The sequence below is a fragment of the Fructilactobacillus sp. YLN 2412 genome (assembly GCF_059488745.1).
This window is the reverse complement of record NZ_CM183165.1, coordinates 847,003-864,664: the sequence shown is the minus strand read 5'-3', so window position 1 is coordinate 864,664 and position 17,662 is coordinate 847,003. Positions and strand designations below refer to the sequence as shown.

Genomic DNA, 17,662 nt, shown 5'->3' with positions numbered 1-17,662 from the left:
TTTAAATACTTATTGGGGGATTTTTATGCACAAGATCTTTTCTAGCCGAAACTTAGTAATATTAGTTATTTGTTTGGTGTTAAGTATCGGTTTAATTGGTGGAACTGCGGCCATTCGTGACAAAAAAGGAACACCAACCTTTATTCAAATGATTGGGAATGATGTTGCGGGTTTGGGTCAAAGAGTTATTAGTGTTCCTGCCAATGGTGTCGAAAAATTATTTGGGTCAACCAAAGATTTAATTAATACTTATCATGAAAATAATTATTTAAAGTCAAAAGTACAAAAAGTTCAAGCAACTGATGTTCGTAATCATGCTTTAAACAAAGAAAATCAACAACTAAAGCAACAATTAGATTTGAATAAAACATTAACTGGATATACAAAAGTAAATGCGGCTGTCATGGCTAGAACCCCATCTAATTGGCAACAACAATTAATTATTAATAAGGGATCAATGGCCGGTATTAAAAAAAATATGTCTGTAATTGTTAATAAAGGTTTAGTTGGTCGGATTAGCGAAGTTAATAAAACTAATAGTAAAGTAGAACTTATTACTGATAGTGGTGATTCGGCAAGTAGTTTTGCCGTTCAAGTTGATGATAAAAAAACACCAGTTAATGGATTGATTTCTGGCTACAATAATGCCAAAAATGAATTAGAGATGGGAAGTCTGACTTCTAATGGTAAAATCAAACGTGGATCTAAAGTTATGACAAGTGGCCTAGGTGGAGTTACACCACAGGGATTATTTGTTGGGACAGTTTCGGGAGTTTCTGGTACTGCTAATGGGATTTCGGAACAAATTAACATTAAACCAGCTGCCGACACTAGAAATATTGATGTTGTTACTGTAGTCGGTAAGGATTAGTAGGAGTTTTATTATGTTTAAAAAATCAAAATATCGATTATTGTTTCCAATTGGATTATTAATTTCTTTTATCCTTGAAGGATCAATTATGCATATTTTCTCTTACCAATTAGCAGGAAAGTTTCCAATGGTTCCTTATCTAGTTGTTCTTTGGCTTGTTTATACTGTTTTATTTACACATCAAGATGATAATATTCATATATATTGGTGGGCATTTGGAATTGGTGCCTTGTATGATTCATATTATATTGGAGTCATTGGTATCTCAATGTTTATCTTTCCTTTAGTGGTTTATATCACTAGACTGATTCTGAGATATGTTGATGAAAACATTGTTAGTTCTACTATGATTTATCTTATTGATATAATCATTGTGTTAGTATTAGGATATGCAGGCGGTAGAATGGGACATCTTGTATATTTTTCTGGTGTTCATTTTATGGCATTTGCATTTGGTCCGACATTATTACTGAATTTAATTATCTTTTTGGTACTTTATTATCCAGTTAATTTATTGTTTGATCATTATAGACAATAGGAGCTGAATGAGATATGAAAAGTGTTGTATTAAAGGGAACTCAAAATGGTTTTCAGATTATTTTAGATGATTCTGGTAGTTTTGAAGATATAGAAAATGAATTTGAAGGTCTTTTAAACCATTTAATTAGCGGTAGAGATTATGATGAGAAAAAAGGGATGTCTTTTGATATTCTGACTGGTAATCGAGCATTATCTGTAAATCAAAAACAAGTATTACGTGAGATTGTAAAAAAATATCATAATTTAACTATTAATGGTTTCAGTGCAGATGTAATGTCTAATGATGAAGCTTATCATCTTAGAGACGAAAATCGTGTAACTATTGTTGATCAAATTATCCGAAATGGACAAGATTTACGCGTCAAAGGTGATGTTTTGTTTTTAGGTAAAATTCACGAAGGTGGAAAACTAGTTACAAATGGTAATTTATTTTGTATGGGTGATGTTGAAGGAATTATTCAGGTTGGATTTCCTGTAGATGAAAGCAAATTGGCAATTGGCAATTTTCATAATGCTCAACAAGTTAGAATTGGTGAACAAATTGAAATTATTGCGGACAAACATGATGAAATTGCTGATGATGTAAGGACAGTTCTTTATGTGAATGATTTACATAGTATTACTTATAGTAATTTGGATAATATAAAAGAAATTAGTCCAAAATTCTTTAGTAGAATTGGGGGAATGTGATAATGGGTGAAGCAATCGTAATTACTTCTGGTAAAGGTGGAGTAGGTAAGACAACCACTTCTGCAAATATTGGAACTGCATTAGCTTTGATGGGAAAAAAAGTATGTTTGATGGATTTAGATATCGGTCTCAGAAATCTTGATGTAGTTTTAGGTCTTGATAATCGGATTATGTACGATATTGTAGATGTTGCTAAAGGAAAAGTTCCATTGGTTAAGGCTTTGGTAAAAGATAAACGATTTGATGATAATTTTTATTTGTTGCCAGCAGCCCAAAATACTGATAAAACTGCTTTGACAGAAGAACAAGTTAAGAAAATTGTTGATGAATTAAAGCCAAAATTTGATTTTGTTTTAATTGATTGTCCTGCGGGAATTGAGCAAGGATTTCTTAATGCAGTTGTTGGTGCTGATAGTGCGATTATTGTTACTACCCCAGAAATTTCTGCAGTTAGAGATGCAGATCGAGTGGTAGGATTATTGGAAAAACATCCCATGAAAGAAGCACCACAATTAGTGATTAATCGAATTCGTCCTAATATGATGGATAATGGTGACGTAATGGATGTTGATGAAATTACTCATCATTTAGGAATCAAATTACTTGGAATTGTAATTGATGACGATAAAGTTATTTCAACTTCTAACCATGGGGAGCCAATTGTTTTAGATCCCGATAATCCTGCTTCTGAAGGATATCGTAATATTGCACGTCGGTTATTAGGAGAGACGGTTCCATTAATGTTAATAAAACCGAAAAAAGAAGGATTCTGGACAAAACTTAAACAAATATTTAAGTAAATAAATATTAGTTCCTTAGAATTAAATCTAAGGAATTTTTTTATTTTTGGAGAGGTATAAAATATGGAAGCAAAATCAAAAGCTGGAGTTCATTTTAATTGCAAAAAAAGCAAAAAATTTAAAAGTATTGTAATTACAATTGATTTTGTAGAACCCCTTAGTGATAATAATTTAGAGCAACGAACTATGGTCGCAGAGATGCTTGAAAATTATAGTCACAAATATAATTCAAAATTAAAAGTTGCTCAAAAACTAGCTAAAATGTACGGAGCACAATTTGGGACTAACGTCTTCAAAATTGGGGAAATGGCCGTTTTACGAATATTTATTAGTTTTGTAAACGATGAATATTTGCCAAATAATACTGATTTAACTCAACAAATCGCTGAATTTTTGCATGAAATGATTTTTAATCCATATTTTGTAGCTGATCAATATCCTGATCAAATATTTAAACTGCATCAACAAAATTTAATTAATTATTTACAAAATTTAGATGATAATAAAAAATATTATGCTGCTAAGGAATTAAGAAAACTTTATTTTGCAGACAATCCTCAAAATGCTAAGTTAATTTTTGGCGATGCACATAGACTTCAAAAAGTTAATAGTAAGGATACTGCTGATTATTATCGCTGGATGTTAGATCACAACGAAATTTTTGTTTCTATTTTAGGGAATTTATCTAGTTCACAACTAAAAAAAATTCAACAACAACTTAAATTTAAACCTCGGAAAGCAACAGCATCTTCTATTATTAAATTGCAAAATAGTTCTAAATTGAAAGAGAAGACAGAAGTTGTGCAACAACAACAATCAATTTTAAATTTAGCTTATGAAATTCCAGTCTCGATAATGAATCTTGATTATTATGCTGTTTTAATTATGAATGCAATTTTGGGCGGGTCTCCATTATCATTGATGTTTACTAATATTCGAGAAAAACAGAGCCTTGCATATTACATTAATAGTAGTTATAAATCTACGTTAGGTTATTTAACGATTCAAAGTGGAATTGATGGAGCTAATTACCATCAAGTGAGAAAAATGATTGCTAAGCAAATAGAATCAATTATTCAAATGAAATATTCTGATGATTTACTAAAAAAGATTAAATTGTTAATGATATCTGATTATTTAACTAAATATGATAGTGAACGACAAATTTTAAATAATATCTTTATTGAGTCAATATTACAGCAAACAATTACCAAAGATAAGTGGATTAATAATATTAATAAGATTAGTAAAAAAGATATTGCAAAAGTAGCAAGAATGTTAAAATTGAAAGCAGTTTTTTTCTTAAAAGGTGAAAATAATGCATAAAAATTTTTATTCAAGATTTAATGAAACGGTATATGATCAAGTTCTTGATAACGGAATGAAAGTTATTATAAATCCAAAGCCTTCATTTAATTCAGCTTATGGAATCTTAACAGCTGATTTTGGCTCAATTAATAATTTAATTAGACATGATGATAAAGATATTCAAATGCCTGCTGGGATTGCACATTTTTTAGAACACAAAATGTTTGACAAAAAAAATTATGATAGTAGTAATATTTTTGCGAAATATGGTTCTGAAAATAATGCTTTTACCAGTTTTAATCAAACTAGTTATTTATTTTCGGCAACTAATAAAATTCGAGAAAATATTGATGTTTTATTTGATTTGGTTCAAAAACCATATTTTGATTCTAATAAAATTGCTAAAGAACAAGGAATCATTGGTCAAGAAATTTTGATGTATCAAGATGAACCGAGTTCACGACTTTATTTTGATACAATTGCTAATTTATATCCCAACTCTCCCTTAAGTATGGATATTGCTGGTAGTGTAGATTCCATTGCAAAAATTAGCGAAACAGACTTGTATAATACATATTACGAATATTATCTGGCTGCTAATCTTAATTTTGTGTTGGTAGGTAATATTGATGTTGAACAGGTAATGAATACTATTTCTCAAAAGGAAAAAGAGCTTAATTTAACAAATTTAGGTAATATGGAAGTAGTTAACCAACTAAAAAAGAAGGTTAATCAGCAAATTGAATCTTCAAAACCAATTTCTTTTAACCATACGTCAATGCAATTAGAAACTCCTAAAGTTGCTTTAGGTATTCGTGGATCATATCCTCAAACTTTTGGAAAACAGTTTGCTAGAAACGAATTGGCAATGGGGATGTTTTTAGAAATGGTTTTTTCAGAGGATTCAGAGATTTATCAACAACTTTACAATGATCATGTGATTAACGAATCATTTGGTTATGATTTTGAGATGGAATCTGGATATCAATTTATTATTTTTGCTGCTGATACAAAAGAACCAGAAAAATTTTGTCAACAAATCATGACTGAAATTAAACGTGTCTTAAATAATCCTAAGTTGGTTTTTAATCAGTTTGAATTGATTAAAAATGAAGAAATTGGTGATCATATTGCTATGATGAATTCAGTTTCTGAAACAGCTAATCAAATGGGAGATGCTTTAAATGGTTATACCAACTTATTTGATGAGATAGATATGATTAGCGAAATGAAATTTACACAAGTGATTGATTTTGTGCAAAAATTTTTTTCTGATAGTAGTAAAACAATTAATATCATCGAATAGGGCTTGATTTCGTAACATGATTTCTTGTGATATACTGACATTAAATAAATAAAACGGAGTTGTAATAATGACTGAAGAAAATAAAGATCCAAAATTAAGCATAGGCAGTGAATTAAAAGCTGCTCGTATCAAAGCTGGGTTATCAATTGACGAGTTACAAAAGAAGACCAAAATTCAAAAGAAGTATTTAGTTGATATTGAAAATAATGATTTTAATTCATTACCGGGTAAATTTTATGTTCGTGCATTTGTCCGTCAATTTGCTAATGCAGTTGGTTTAGATGGAGAACAATTAATAGATAGTTATAATTTAACTAAGTCTAAACCAGCTGAAGTAAAGAAGAATATGGAACCAGTTAAAAATGAAAGAAGTACGAGTTCATCTGATTCAAGACCATCACGAGTGGTTACTCCATCGGTTAAGGATCGTGAAAAAAGTTTAAATAAAAAAAAGTATTTGCCATTGTTTGGTCTTTTTGTGATTTTAATAGTTGTAGTTGCAGTTGTTTGGATAGCGATTAGTAAAACTCAAAAAGATAGTAGTAGTTCTGCTCCTACAAATTCTAAGGTTACGGTTTCAAATGATGATTCTAAGAAAAAATCTAATAATAAAGCAAAAAAAGCTACCAAGAATAATGATAAAACTGAAATAACTCCAGTTAATGGAAGTACATCTGATTTTACCGTTAAAACTGGTAAAACTACTTCAAAGCTTGATTTAAGTGCTAGTCAAAAAGCAAATACAGTAGTCAAAATAAATGGTAATCAAGTTTGGCAGGGGGATTTAGATGTTAACGCCGGACATACTGTAGATATTCCTGCTAATACTACTGATGTTAATGTTCATATGACAAATGCTCCAGTTTCAAGTGTGAAATTAAATGACAAACAAATTACTTTGCCTGCTCCAGCACAGGGACAAGATGCACAACAAAGAGATATGAATCTTAAATTTACTAAATAAAAATGTAACGATCTGTTTGCTTTAATGACAGATCGTTATTTGGTTATGTATTGGGGGAAAATAATGAATTTACCAAATAAATTAACAATGTTTAGAATTATTTTAATACCAGTTTTTTTACTTTTATTATCAGTTCCGTGGAAAATGGGAAATCTGATGGTAGCAGGAACTATGATTCCCGTTACCCAGATATTAGCGGCACTTGTTTTTGTCATTGCTGCACTTACTGACTTTTTGGATGGGCAAATTGCACGAAGACAGCACTTAGTTACAAATTTTGGAAAATTTGCAGATCCATTAGCGGATAAGATGATTGTTATGACAGCTTTTATTATGCTAGTAGGTGTTAGTTCTAACAACGTTGCAGCTTGGATTGCAGCGATTATCGTTTGTCGAGAATTAGCAGTTACTGGTTTAAGATTAATTATTGTCCAAAATGATGGTGAAGTGGTTGCCGCTGCTTGGTCTGGTAAAGTCAAAACATTTTTTGAAATGATTTCAATTATTGTTTTATTACTAAACAACGTGTTTTTTGCTAATCTTGATATTCCTGCTGGACAAATTTGTTTGTATATTGCATTAATTGCAGCAGTTTATTCAGGGATTGAATATTTTGTGAAAAATAGAAAAGTTTTTGCTGATTCATTTTAATTAATAATGTAATGAGAGGTACACTATATGAATGCTGAAATTATAACCGTAGGAACTGAAATTTTATTGGGTGAAATTGTGGATACAAGTGCACCCTTTGTTGCACGTAATCTTGCTAATTTAGGAGTGGATGTTTACTTCCAAGATACGGTTGGTGATAACTATCAACGACTTAATGAAACAATTTCATTAGCAGAAGGACGTAGTAATTTAGTTGTTTTAACTGGGGGGTTAGGTCCAACTGAGGATGATATTACTAAACTTGTTTTGGCGAAACATCTTGGTCTAAATCTTACAACTGATGAAAAAGCACTGACAAAGATTAATCAATTTTATGAATCTTATGAATTAGGTAAACCAGTCAATGCTGATATGATGGCGAAATATATTGAAGGAGCGACTGTACTTCCTAACGAAAAAGGATTTGCGGTTGGGATGTTTTTAAAGACACCCAATTGTGATTATTTGGTACTTCCTGGACCTCCAGTAGAAATGCAGTTTATGTTTAACAAATATGCATTACCAATTCTTGCTAAACTTACTCATGGAAATACAGTAATAGATTCTAAAGTAATGCGATTCTTTGGAATTGGTGAAACAGAGTTAGAAAAAGATTTAAAGCCATTAATTGATAACCAAACTAATCCAACCCTTGCAACATATGCTAAACGAAATGAAGTCACTTTGAGAATTACAGCTAGTGGACGGACAAAACAGGAAGTTAATTCTTTAATTGCTGATATGGTAAAAAAAGTTATGGAAATCGTGGGAACGTATTTTTACGGCTGGGGCGATGATAATTCACTTGCAAAGGTTGCTGTGGATTTGTTGAAAGAAAAGCATTTATCCATTACTGCAGCAGAATCACTTACTAGTGGAATGTTTCAAAGTCGTATTGGTAATGTTTCTGGAGCTTCGGAAGTATTTCCTGGTGGTTTTGTAACATATTCTGCAACAGCTAAGGAGCAAATGTTAGAGATTCCGGCTGAAATTGTTAATAAGTATGGGGTAGTTTCTAAAGAAACAGCAACTTATATGGCTCAAAATGCTCAAAGTAAAATGAAAACTGATATTGCGGTGTCATTTACGGGGGTAGCTGGCCCTAACGAATTAGAAGGTCATCCAGCTGGGTTCTTTTGGGTTGGACTAGCCTTACCGGATGGAGAAGTTTTAACTAAAAGTGTTAATTTTGCTAAAGCCCGAAATGAAGTTCGTGACTATGCTACTAAAACTGGTTTTAAAATGATTTATGATAATTTTAAATAGTTTTTTTAAGAAATAACTTTTGTTATTTCTTTTTTAGTTATAGTTGGTTGACACCCCATTTTTTAAACATTAAACTTAATAAGTAGTTTACTTTTAATGTTAAATTATTAGGAAACCGTGATTAAGTGATACGGAGGGAAAATGATGCTTTTTGCTATTATTGGATGCGCCGCTATCGCTATAATTGTTGGATTTTTACTTGGTCAATATACTCATAAACGAACGGTTGAAAAGAAATTAGATGCCGCTCATAAGAATGCTGATGACATTCTTGCTGATGCGAGGAAGCAAGCACAAAGTGAATTTAAAGCTAGTACTTTAAAAGCAAAGGAAAAAGGTAATGCATACCGTTCCAAAGTTGAAAAAGGACTAAAAAAACGTCGTGCTGACATTCAACGTCAAGAAGATTATTTGTTAAAACGTGAAGAAGCATTAGATCGTAAGGATCGTTCTTTTGAAAAACGTGATAATAATTTAAATCAACAAGAAGAAAAGCTTAGTAATGAGAAAAAGGGACTAATTAAAAAACAACAAGATGCAGATGCACTTATCGCAAAAAGGCAAGAAGAAGTCACGAGAGTTGCTTCATTAACTCAAGAAGAAGCTCGTGATTTAGTAATTGATGAAACGAAAAAGTCATTGGCTGATGTTAGAGCACAAATGATTAAACAAAATTATGAATCAGCGAAAAAAACTTCGGTTCGTGATGCTAAAAATTTGATTGTGGAAGCATTACAACAAAGTATGGCTGATATCGTTTCTGAGACTACCGTGTCTGTTGTAACCTTACCTAATGATGATATGAAAGGAAGAATCATTGGACGTGAAGGTCGAAATATTAGAACCTTTGAAACTTTGACAGGAATTGATTTGATTATTGATGATACTCCTAATGCAGTAGTTTTAAGTGGTTTTAATCCAATCAGACGTGAGATTGCCAAGATGGCACTTGAAAAATTAATCAAGGATGGCAGAATTCATCCAGCTCGAATTGAAGAAATGGTTGAGAAAAGTAAGAAAGAACTCAAACAACAGATTCAAGAGACTGGAGAAAATGTGATTTTTGATTTAGGGATTCATTCTATGAATCCAGATTTAATTAGATTGATTGGTCAGTTGAAATATAAAATTTCTTATGGTCAAAATGTTTTATCACGGTCAATTCAAGTTGCTAAGTTGGCTGGAGTTTTTGCAGCCGAATTAGGTGAAGATGTTACATTAGCAAAGCGCGCAGGTTTATTGCACGAAATTGGGAAAGCTTCTACAAGTGGAGCTGATGAATCATATGTTGATGCAGGAGTTGATATTGCCAAAAAATATGGTGAAGATCCTGTTGTAATTGACGCGATTCGTTTAGGAGAACCTGGAAGTGAACCACATAGCATGGTTGCTGAGTTAGTTGAAGTTGCAGATCGCATTTCAATTGCTAGACCAGGTGCTAAAAGTGATTCGTTGGAGAGTTTCGTTCATCGGTTAGAAAAACTAGAAGCTATTAGTAATAGTTTTGATGAAGTTGAGAAGAGTTATGCTGTCCAAGCTGGACGAGAGATTCGTGTAATCGCTCAGCCGGAAAAAATTTCTGATTCTCAAGCTATTGTATTGGCAGGAGAAATTAAAGATAAAATTGAAAAAGAGATGAGCCATCCTGGTCACGCTAAAGTAACTGTGATTAGAGAAGTTCGCTCTGTAGATTATGCTAAATGATAAAAAAGGATCAGTTTGAGAACTGGTCTTTTTTTATTTTATTTTATCCATGGTAAAATATATTATAAGTAAAATAGAATGGCGGAAAATTATGGAATTTTTGTTTTTAGGAGACGTAGTAGGTGAAATGGGAATGAGAATGGTAAATGAGTATTTACCATTGTTAAAACATAACCTAAAACCTCAAGTAACTATTGTTAATGGTGAAAATGCAACAAAAGTAGGTCGTGGAATTAATTTAAAATTGTTTAAACAATTAATGACAGATGGTGCTGATGTTGTAACACTTGGTAATCACGCTTGGAACAATGAAGAAATTTTTGATTTCATTAATGATACGGATAAATTAATTCGTCCTTTAAACTACCCTGGCAGTGACGTTCCTGGTAAAGGATGTTGTAAATTAAATATAAATGGTACGAAAGTTGCCGTTATTAATTTACAAGGAAGAATATTTATGGAAGAAACAGATGATCCTTTTGCACTAGTTGACGAATTAGTTACACAATTAAAAAAAGAAAATACTAAGATAATTTTTGTTGATATGCATGCTGAAACTACTAGTGAAAAAAAAGCGATGGCAATGTTTCTGGATGGTCGAGTTTCTGCGGTAGTTGGAACTCATACGCATGTTCAAACTAATGATATGCAAATTCTCCCACACGGAACTGCCTTTTTAACAGATGCTGGAATGACGGGTCCCAATGATGGGGTGATTGGAATGACTTATCAACCGGTAATTAATAAATTTTTAACTTCCCGTCCTAATCGTTTTGAAGTTGAAACCCAAGGCAATGGTGTTTTATCTGGATGTTTGATTGATATTGATAAAAATGATGGTCGCGCTAAAAAAGGGAAAACCATCTTAATTAACAAAGATCATCCATACAATCAAGTATAATTGAAAGAGTGAAATAAATGGCAAAAAAGAATACAGCAATGATGGATCAGTATCAAAAAATCAAAGACCAGTATCCAGATGTTTTTTTATTTTATCGAATCGGAGATTTTTACGAATTATTTAACGAAGATGCAGTTAAAGGATCACAGCTACTTGAATTAACGTTGACGGCTAGGAACCGAAAAGCTGAAAATCCAATTCCAATGTGTGGAGTTCCACATCAATCTGCTCAAACTTATATTGATACTTTGATAGATAAGGGATATAAAGTTGCAATTTGTGAACAAGTTGAAGATCCTAAATTGGCTAAAGGAATGGTTAAAAGGGAAGTCATCCAGTTAGTTACTCCAGGAACGCAAACTGATAACAATGCAGAAACTGCCAAAGTAAGCAATTATTTAATTGGGCTTACTTATGATGAAACTAGTAATCAATATGGTTTATCATATATTGAGTTGTCTACTGGAGAATTAAAAGTTAGTTTATTAGATTCTATTGAAATGGTCTTAAACGAAGTCATAAATCTTAATGCCAAAGAAGTTGTAGTAGATGATACCATTAATAATGAATTAACTGATATTTTGAAAAAAAGAGGAATTTTAATTTCTCTTCAACAATCTTTTCAGGATTTAGATAATTATGACATTATAACTAATGTAGATAATGTTATTTTGAAAAATTCATTAACGTTATTATTAGCATATGTGAATGATACTCAAAAAAGAAGCCTTTCTCATATTCAACCAGCAGTTTTATATGAACCAAATTCATTTTTGAAAATTGATCATAATTCACAATATAATTTAGAATTAATGAAAAATATTAGGACTGGCAAAAAGTCAGGGACTCTTTTGTGGGTAATTGATGATACTAAAACTGCGATGGGTGGGCGTAAACTAAAACAATGGTTAGAGCGACCATTAATTAACAAAGATTTAATTGAAAAACGTCAACGATTAGTGGAAGTTTTACTGGATAATTATTATGAAAGAAACGAATTACGGGATGCTTTAGTTCAGGTATATGATTTGGAAAGATTAGCAGGACGGATTTCATTTGGTGGAGTTAATGGAAGGGATCTTGTTCAATTAAAATCTTCTTTAGAGCAAGTTCCTAAGATTAAACATGTTTTAAATGAACTTGATACGCCGGGTTTTAATGATATCTATCAACAACTTGATGATATTCACGATGTTTTAGATTTAATTGGTGATTCTATTGTTAATGAACCACCAATTTCAGTTACAGATGGTGGCTTAATTAAGGTAGGGTACGATTTAAAACTTGATGAATATCGTGATGCGATGAAAAATGGAAAGCAATGGTTAGCGGATTTAGAGTCACGAGAGCGTCAGGCGACTGGAATTAATAATTTAAAAATTAAATATAATCGAGTATTTGGTTATTTTATTGAAGTTTCAAAAGGAAACTTGAGCAAAATAGATGATCAGCGTTATGAGCGGGTACAAACATTGACTAATGCTGAACGATTTACTACACCGGAATTGAAAGCGAAAGAGTCATTAATTTTAGAAGCCCAGGAAAAATCTCGTAGTTTAGAATATAATATTTTTACGCGAATTCGAAATGAAATTCAGAAACAAATTCCACGAGTACAAAAACTTGCAAGTGGAATCTCTAGTTTAGATGTTTTGCAAAGTTTTGCGATGATTAGTGAAAAGCAACAATTTGTAAAGCCAAACTTTAATCAAAAACATCGATTGCATATTACAAATGGTCGACATCCAGTAGTTGAAGAAGTAATGAAAACACAAACTTATGTACCAAACGATGTTGATATGGATTCTGATACCGGTATTTTATTAATTACTGGACCAAATATGTCGGGGAAGAGTACTTATATGCGACAGTTAGCCTTAACGGTTATTTTGGCTCAAATTGGTTGTTTTGTTCCTGCTGAAAAAGCCGAGATGCCAATTTTTGATCAAATTTTTACGCGAATTGGAGCGGCCGATGATTTAATCTCTGGGAAAAGTACGTTTATGGTTGAAATGAAAGAGGCTAATCAAGCTATTCAAAATGCGACTTCTGATAGTTTAATTCTTTTTGATGAATTAGGACGTGGAACATCTACTTATGATGGGATGGCGTTAGCACAAGCGATTATTGAATATATTCATAATGATGTTCATGCTAAAACTTTATTTTCAACGCATTATCATGAATTGACTGATTTAGCACAAAATTTAAATCAATTGAAAAACATTCATGTGGGAGCAGTTGAAAAAGATGGGCAATTAGTCTTTTTGCACAAAATATTGTCTGGTCCTGCCGATAAATCTTATGGTATTAACGTTGCTAAGTTAGCTGGTTTGCCAGATTCTTTATTAGAAAGAGCTCAGTTGGTTTTAACAGATTTAGAAAATTCTGAAACAAAAAAGCAGTCGGATAGTCTAGATGTAAAGCCAACGGTTACTGAAAATATTTCAAATGAAAAGCAACAAATGGAGCTTTTCAAAGTAGAAACCCTTGATGAATCAACAAATAAAATTGATGTTAAAATGAAAAAAATAATTGATGAGATAAATAAAACCGATTTAATGGGGAAAAGTCCTATAGAAATTATGAATTTAGTTTATAGATGGAAACAGACTCTAAATAAAGATTAGAAATGAGATGACAATAATGGCAAAGATTCATGAATTATCGAGTATTTTATCCGATCAGATTTCAGCTGGAGAAGTAATTGAGCGACCAGCATCAGTTGTAAAAGAACTAGTTGAAAACTCGATTGATGCGGGTAGTTCTAGGATAGATATCGAAATTAATGAATCTGGTTTGAAAGGCATTAAAATCGTAGATAATGGGAGTGGAATTGCACCCGATCAGGTTAAATTAGCATTTAAGCGGTTTGCGACTAGTAAAATAAGTTCTCAAAATGATTTATTTGATATTCATTCACTGGGATTTCGTGGTGAAGCTCTTCCAAGTATCGCTGCCATTTCTGACGTAGTGATGAAAACTTCTGATGGAAAACAACATGGAAGCGAAATTAAAGTCCATGGCGGAGAAATTATAAAGCAAATGCCAGCTGAATTGAGACGAGGAACCGCTGTTGAAGTTAATGACTTGTTTTTTAACACACCCCATCGGCTAAGATATTTGAAATCAGCTAGTACTGAACTTAGTAAAATTACTGATGTTGTTAATCGATTAGCATTGAGTCATCCCGAAATAGCAATTTCGTTAATGCATAATGGAAAGGAAATGTTAAGAACTTCAGGACGAAATAATTTATTACAGGTGATTGCTGGAATTTATGGTAATCAGACTATGAAAAAGATGCTTAAAATTAAAAACAAAAATGAAAAATTTAGTCTCACGGGATATACTAGTTTGCCAGATCTAACTCGGGCTAGTCGTAAATATATTTCAGTAATCATTAATGGGAGATTTGTGAAGGATTTTGCTTTGAATCACGCGATTATTGAAGGATATGGATCAAAATTAATGGTTGGTAGATTTCCAATTTCAGTTATTAAGATTGAAATGAGTCCAAGCTTAATTGATGTAAATGTGCACCCTACGAAACAAGAAATTAGATTATCAAATAGTAGGGAATTGAGTGATTTTATTGCAAAATCAATTTATTCTTTTTTAGCGAAAGAAAATTTGATCCCAGATGCAATGGAAAATAAAACTTTAAAACGTGGGGTCTCAGAACATAATAGTATGGAAGTTGCTTTGAATTTTGATGATATTGATGAGCAAAAAAGCCAAACAAGAAATATTGCTAGCGAAAAAAGTCAAAATTCATTAAAGTTTAAAAAAACGACTAAAATTGAAAATAATAATTTTCAAAACCATCGACCAGCTGTTATCTTGACTAAAGATGATTTAAATTCTGAGACGGTTATTGATTTTAAAAATCGTTATAACCGAGAACGAGTAGAAGGACCATTTGAATCAGAAAATGAAAAAGAAAAATATGATGACAGTAGTCGTTTCCCTAGACTTCGTTATATTGGTCAAGTTCATGGTACTTATCTAATTGCTGAATCTGAAGACGGGATGTATATTATTGATCAGCATGCTGCTCAGGAAAGAATTAACTATGAACGGTTGCGAAAACAAGTTGGAATGATTGAAAATGATGAACAGAACTTATTAGTTCCAATCGTGCTAGATTATCCGGCTAGTGATGCTTTGGAGATCAAAAATAATTTTGAACTTTTGGATTCAGTAGGAATTAACTTAGAATCATTTGGAGAAAATAGTTTTGTTGTGCATCAACATCCAACCTGGTTTGAAAAAGGACAGGAAGAAAAAACAATTCGAGAAATGATTGATTGGGTTTTAACTAACCGAAAAATAAGTACAGCCGAATATCGTGAAAAAGCTGCTATTATGATGAGTTGTAAACAGGCAATTAAAGCCAACCATCATTTGGATGAACAACAAGCTAAGGGACTATTAGAAAATTTACGAAAATGTGAAAATCCGTTTAATTGTCCTCATGGCCGTCCAGTTTTGGTTCATTTTAATCCTAATGATTTACAGACAATGTTCAAAAGAATTCAAGATCCTCACGATACTAATAGTTGGGAATTTTAAACGAATGGATGGTTTTTTATGTTTGAGTATTTAAAGGGTAAGATAACATCAATTACTCCAAAATATATTGTGATGGAAACTAATCAGGTTGGTTATTTAGTCTACGTTGCTAATCCTTATCATTTTGAAACTGACAAATATGAAATCAAAACTGTTTATATTCATCAAAATGTTTCTGATACTGATATCTCTTTATATGGTTTTGCCACATTAGAAGATAAACATTTATTTGAGCAATTATTAAATGTATCTGGAATTGGCGCCAAAAGTGCTTTGGCAATTATGGCTGGGAATGATAATAGTGGTTTAATTAATGCCATTAGAACTGAGAACGTTAACTTTTTAACGAAATTTCCTGGGATTGGTAAGAAAACAGCGCAACAAATTATTTTAGATTTAAAAGATAAAATTAATAAAACTATGAAAAATTCATTACTAGAGTCTAAGGAAATCAAAACAGAAACAGATAATGATAAAATTATAGATGCTTTGAGTGCATTGAAAGCTTTAGGATTTAAAGAAAAAGCAGTTGATAAAATAAAACCTGCCTTGTTAGAAATAACTAGCGATTATTCTACCGACCAGTATATTAGTGTTGGACTTAAAATGTTAACTAAATAAGGTGGTGATATGATTGGATGATAATCGGATTATTTCCCAAGAAACTGAGGATGATGAACAATCACTTGAGCAGTCATTGCGACCACAGAATTTTTCTCAATATATCGGACAAGATAAAATAAAAAAATCTTTAAATGTTTATATTAAAGCTGCTAAACAAAGGGAAGAATCTTTAGATCATGTGCTTCTTTTTGGCCCGCCTGGTTTAGGGAAAACAACTATGGCTACTGTAATTGCACATGAAATGGGTGTTAATTTAAAAACGACTAGTGGTCCAGCAATTGAAAAAAGTGGTGATTTGGCAGCATTATTAAATGAATTAGAGCCTGGCGATATTCTTTTTATTGATGAAATCCATCGTCTGCCAAAAGTAGTTGAAGAAATGCTTTATTCTGCCATGGAAGATTTTTATATTGATATCGTGATAGGTCAAGGACCTACGGCTCATCCAGTCCATTTTTCTTTACCACCGTTTACTTTAATTGGAGCAACTACTCGAGCTGGATTATTGGATGCTCCTTTTCGAAATCGATTTGGAATTGTAGAACATATGAATTATTACAATACACAAGATTTAGAAGCAATTGTAAAGCGTTCTGCAACTATTTTTCATACCCAAATAAAAGATGAAGGAGCACATGAAATTTCTTTACGTTCGCGTGGTACGCCGCGGATTGCTAATCGCTTATTAAAACGAGTACGTGATTTTGCTCAAGTTTCTGGTAAAAATGAAATTGACGTTGAAAGTGTTAATCAAGCACTATCAACTTTAGGTGTCGATAGTAAGGGACTTGATCAAACTGATTTGAAATTATTAGAAACGATGATTGACTATTATAATGGTGGACCGGTTGGTTTAAATACGATTGCTGCAAATATTGGTGAAGAAACAGAAACAATTTCAGAAGTTTATGAACCTTATTTATTGCAAATTGGTTATTTGAAACGAACATCACGCGGTAGGATGGTAACAGAGTTGGGTTATCAGCATTTAGGCAAAGAAATTCCTCCACAGTAACTCGTTGCTAGATATTTATAATAAAATTTGGTAAAATAAAGTAATTATGAAATTGAGGTGAAAAAATGGCACAATATGGTGGAATTATTGTATTAATTGTTTTATTTGGTTTAATGTATTTCTTTATGATTAGACCTCAAAAAAAGCAACAACAAAAACATCAAGAAACTTTGAAGACTTTGCAAAAGGGTGATCACGTTATTACAATTGGCAGATTACATGGTGTAGTTGATGATATTGATCGCGCAAATAAAACAGTTACTCTTGATTGTGATGGTGTTTATTTAGAATTTGATCTTAATGCGATTGCTAATGTAAATAAACCTACAACAACTAATGATGGTTCGAATTCTGATGCAGAAGAAACAACTAAAACTGATGATTCTAAATCAGATGATAATAAGTAAAAAGTCTGGATTCCAGACTTTTTTATTATTAGCAAAAGAA

General features: G+C 31.9%; 16 protein-coding genes. All 16 read left to right on the top strand.

Features of this window, described 5'->3' with window-relative positions:
* The first annotated feature begins 25 nt into the window (after window positions 1-25).
* The 16 genes from mreC (at window position 26) to yajC (ending at window position 17,622) form a co-directional block, all read left to right on the top strand.
* Window positions 26-871, top strand: a complete 846-nt coding sequence (gene mreC, locus AC0GLR_RS04300; RefSeq protein WP_495604245.1) for a rod shape-determining protein MreC — start codon at window positions 26-28, stop codon at window positions 869-871.
* Window positions 872-884: 13 nt separating this feature from the next.
* Entirely contained in the window at window positions 885-1,409 is a 525-nt protein-coding gene (gene mreD, locus AC0GLR_RS04295; RefSeq protein WP_495604244.1) for a rod shape-determining protein MreD, read from the top strand.
* Window positions 1,410-1,423: 14 nt separating this feature from the next.
* Window positions 1,424-2,101 (top strand): septum site-determining protein MinC, encoded by a 678-nt coding sequence (locus AC0GLR_RS04290; protein ID WP_495604243.1) that lies wholly within the window; start codon window positions 1,424-1,426, stop codon window positions 2,099-2,101.
* A gap of 2 nt (window positions 2,102-2,103) precedes the next feature.
* A complete protein-coding gene (gene minD, locus AC0GLR_RS04285; protein WP_495604242.1) occupies window positions 2,104-2,901 on the top strand; it encodes a septum site-determining protein MinD in 798 nt (265 codons plus the stop codon).
* A gap of 63 nt (window positions 2,902-2,964) precedes the next feature.
* Complete coding sequence (gene yfmF / locus AC0GLR_RS04280; RefSeq protein WP_495604241.1) at window positions 2,965-4,227, top strand: EF-P 5-aminopentanol modification-associated protein YfmF; 1,263 nt, start codon at window positions 2,965-2,967, stop codon at window positions 4,225-4,227.
* Window positions 4,220-5,515 carry an EF-P 5-aminopentanol modification-associated protein YfmH gene (gene yfmH / locus AC0GLR_RS04275; RefSeq protein WP_495604240.1) on the top strand — a complete coding sequence of 432 codons (1,296 nt, stop codon included), beginning with the start codon at window positions 4,220-4,222 and terminating at the stop codon, window positions 5,513-5,515. The genes yfmF and yfmH overlap by 8 nt, the downstream gene beginning before the upstream one ends.
* Window positions 5,516-5,582: 67 nt before the next feature.
* The gene (locus AC0GLR_RS04270; protein WP_495604239.1) at window positions 5,583-6,479 is read left to right on the top strand and encodes a helix-turn-helix domain-containing protein; all 897 of its coding nucleotides are present in this window, start codon (window positions 5,583-5,585) and stop codon (window positions 6,477-6,479) included.
* A 63-nt stretch (window positions 6,480-6,542) separates the two neighbouring features.
* Complete coding sequence (pgsA, locus tag AC0GLR_RS04265) at window positions 6,543-7,130, top strand: CDP-diacylglycerol--glycerol-3-phosphate 3-phosphatidyltransferase (protein WP_495604238.1); 588 nt, start codon at window positions 6,543-6,545, stop codon at window positions 7,128-7,130.
* Window positions 7,131-7,157: 27 nt separating this feature from the next.
* Window positions 7,158-8,396 carry a competence/damage-inducible protein A gene (locus tag AC0GLR_RS04260; RefSeq protein ID WP_495604237.1) on the top strand — a complete coding sequence of 413 codons (1,239 nt, stop codon included), beginning with the start codon at window positions 7,158-7,160 and terminating at the stop codon, window positions 8,394-8,396.
* 144 nt (window positions 8,397-8,540) lie between these two features.
* Window positions 8,541-10,100 carry a ribonuclease Y gene (gene rny, locus AC0GLR_RS04255; protein WP_495604236.1) on the top strand — a complete coding sequence of 520 codons (1,560 nt, stop codon included), beginning with the start codon at window positions 8,541-8,543 and terminating at the stop codon, window positions 10,098-10,100.
* Between the two features lie 91 nt (window positions 10,101-10,191).
* The gene (locus AC0GLR_RS04250; protein WP_495604235.1) at window positions 10,192-11,001 is read left to right on the top strand and encodes a TIGR00282 family metallophosphoesterase; all 810 of its coding nucleotides are present in this window, start codon (window positions 10,192-10,194) and stop codon (window positions 10,999-11,001) included.
* 17 nt (window positions 11,002-11,018) lie between these two features.
* Window positions 11,019-13,631, top strand: a complete 2,613-nt coding sequence (gene mutS / locus AC0GLR_RS04245) for a DNA mismatch repair protein MutS (RefSeq protein ID WP_495604234.1) — start codon at window positions 11,019-11,021, stop codon at window positions 13,629-13,631.
* Window positions 13,632-13,647: 16 nt separating this feature from the next.
* The gene (mutL, locus tag AC0GLR_RS04240) at window positions 13,648-15,576 is read left to right on the top strand and encodes a DNA mismatch repair endonuclease MutL (protein ID WP_495604233.1); all 1,929 of its coding nucleotides are present in this window, start codon (window positions 13,648-13,650) and stop codon (window positions 15,574-15,576) included.
* 18 nt (window positions 15,577-15,594) lie between these two features.
* Window positions 15,595-16,197, top strand: coding sequence for a Holliday junction branch migration protein RuvA (ruvA, locus tag AC0GLR_RS04235; RefSeq protein ID WP_495604232.1), 603 nt, complete (start codon window positions 15,595-15,597; stop codon window positions 16,195-16,197).
* Window positions 16,198-16,210: 13 nt separating this feature from the next.
* On the top strand, window positions 16,211-17,215 hold the full coding sequence (ruvB, locus tag AC0GLR_RS04230) for a Holliday junction branch migration DNA helicase RuvB (protein ID WP_495604231.1): 1,005 nt from the start codon (window positions 16,211-16,213) through the stop codon (window positions 17,213-17,215).
* Window positions 17,216-17,280: 65 nt separating this feature from the next.
* Window positions 17,281-17,622, top strand: a complete 342-nt coding sequence (gene yajC / locus AC0GLR_RS04225; protein WP_495604230.1) for a preprotein translocase subunit YajC — start codon at window positions 17,281-17,283, stop codon at window positions 17,620-17,622.
* The last annotated feature ends 40 nt before the right edge of the window (window positions 17,623-17,662 follow it).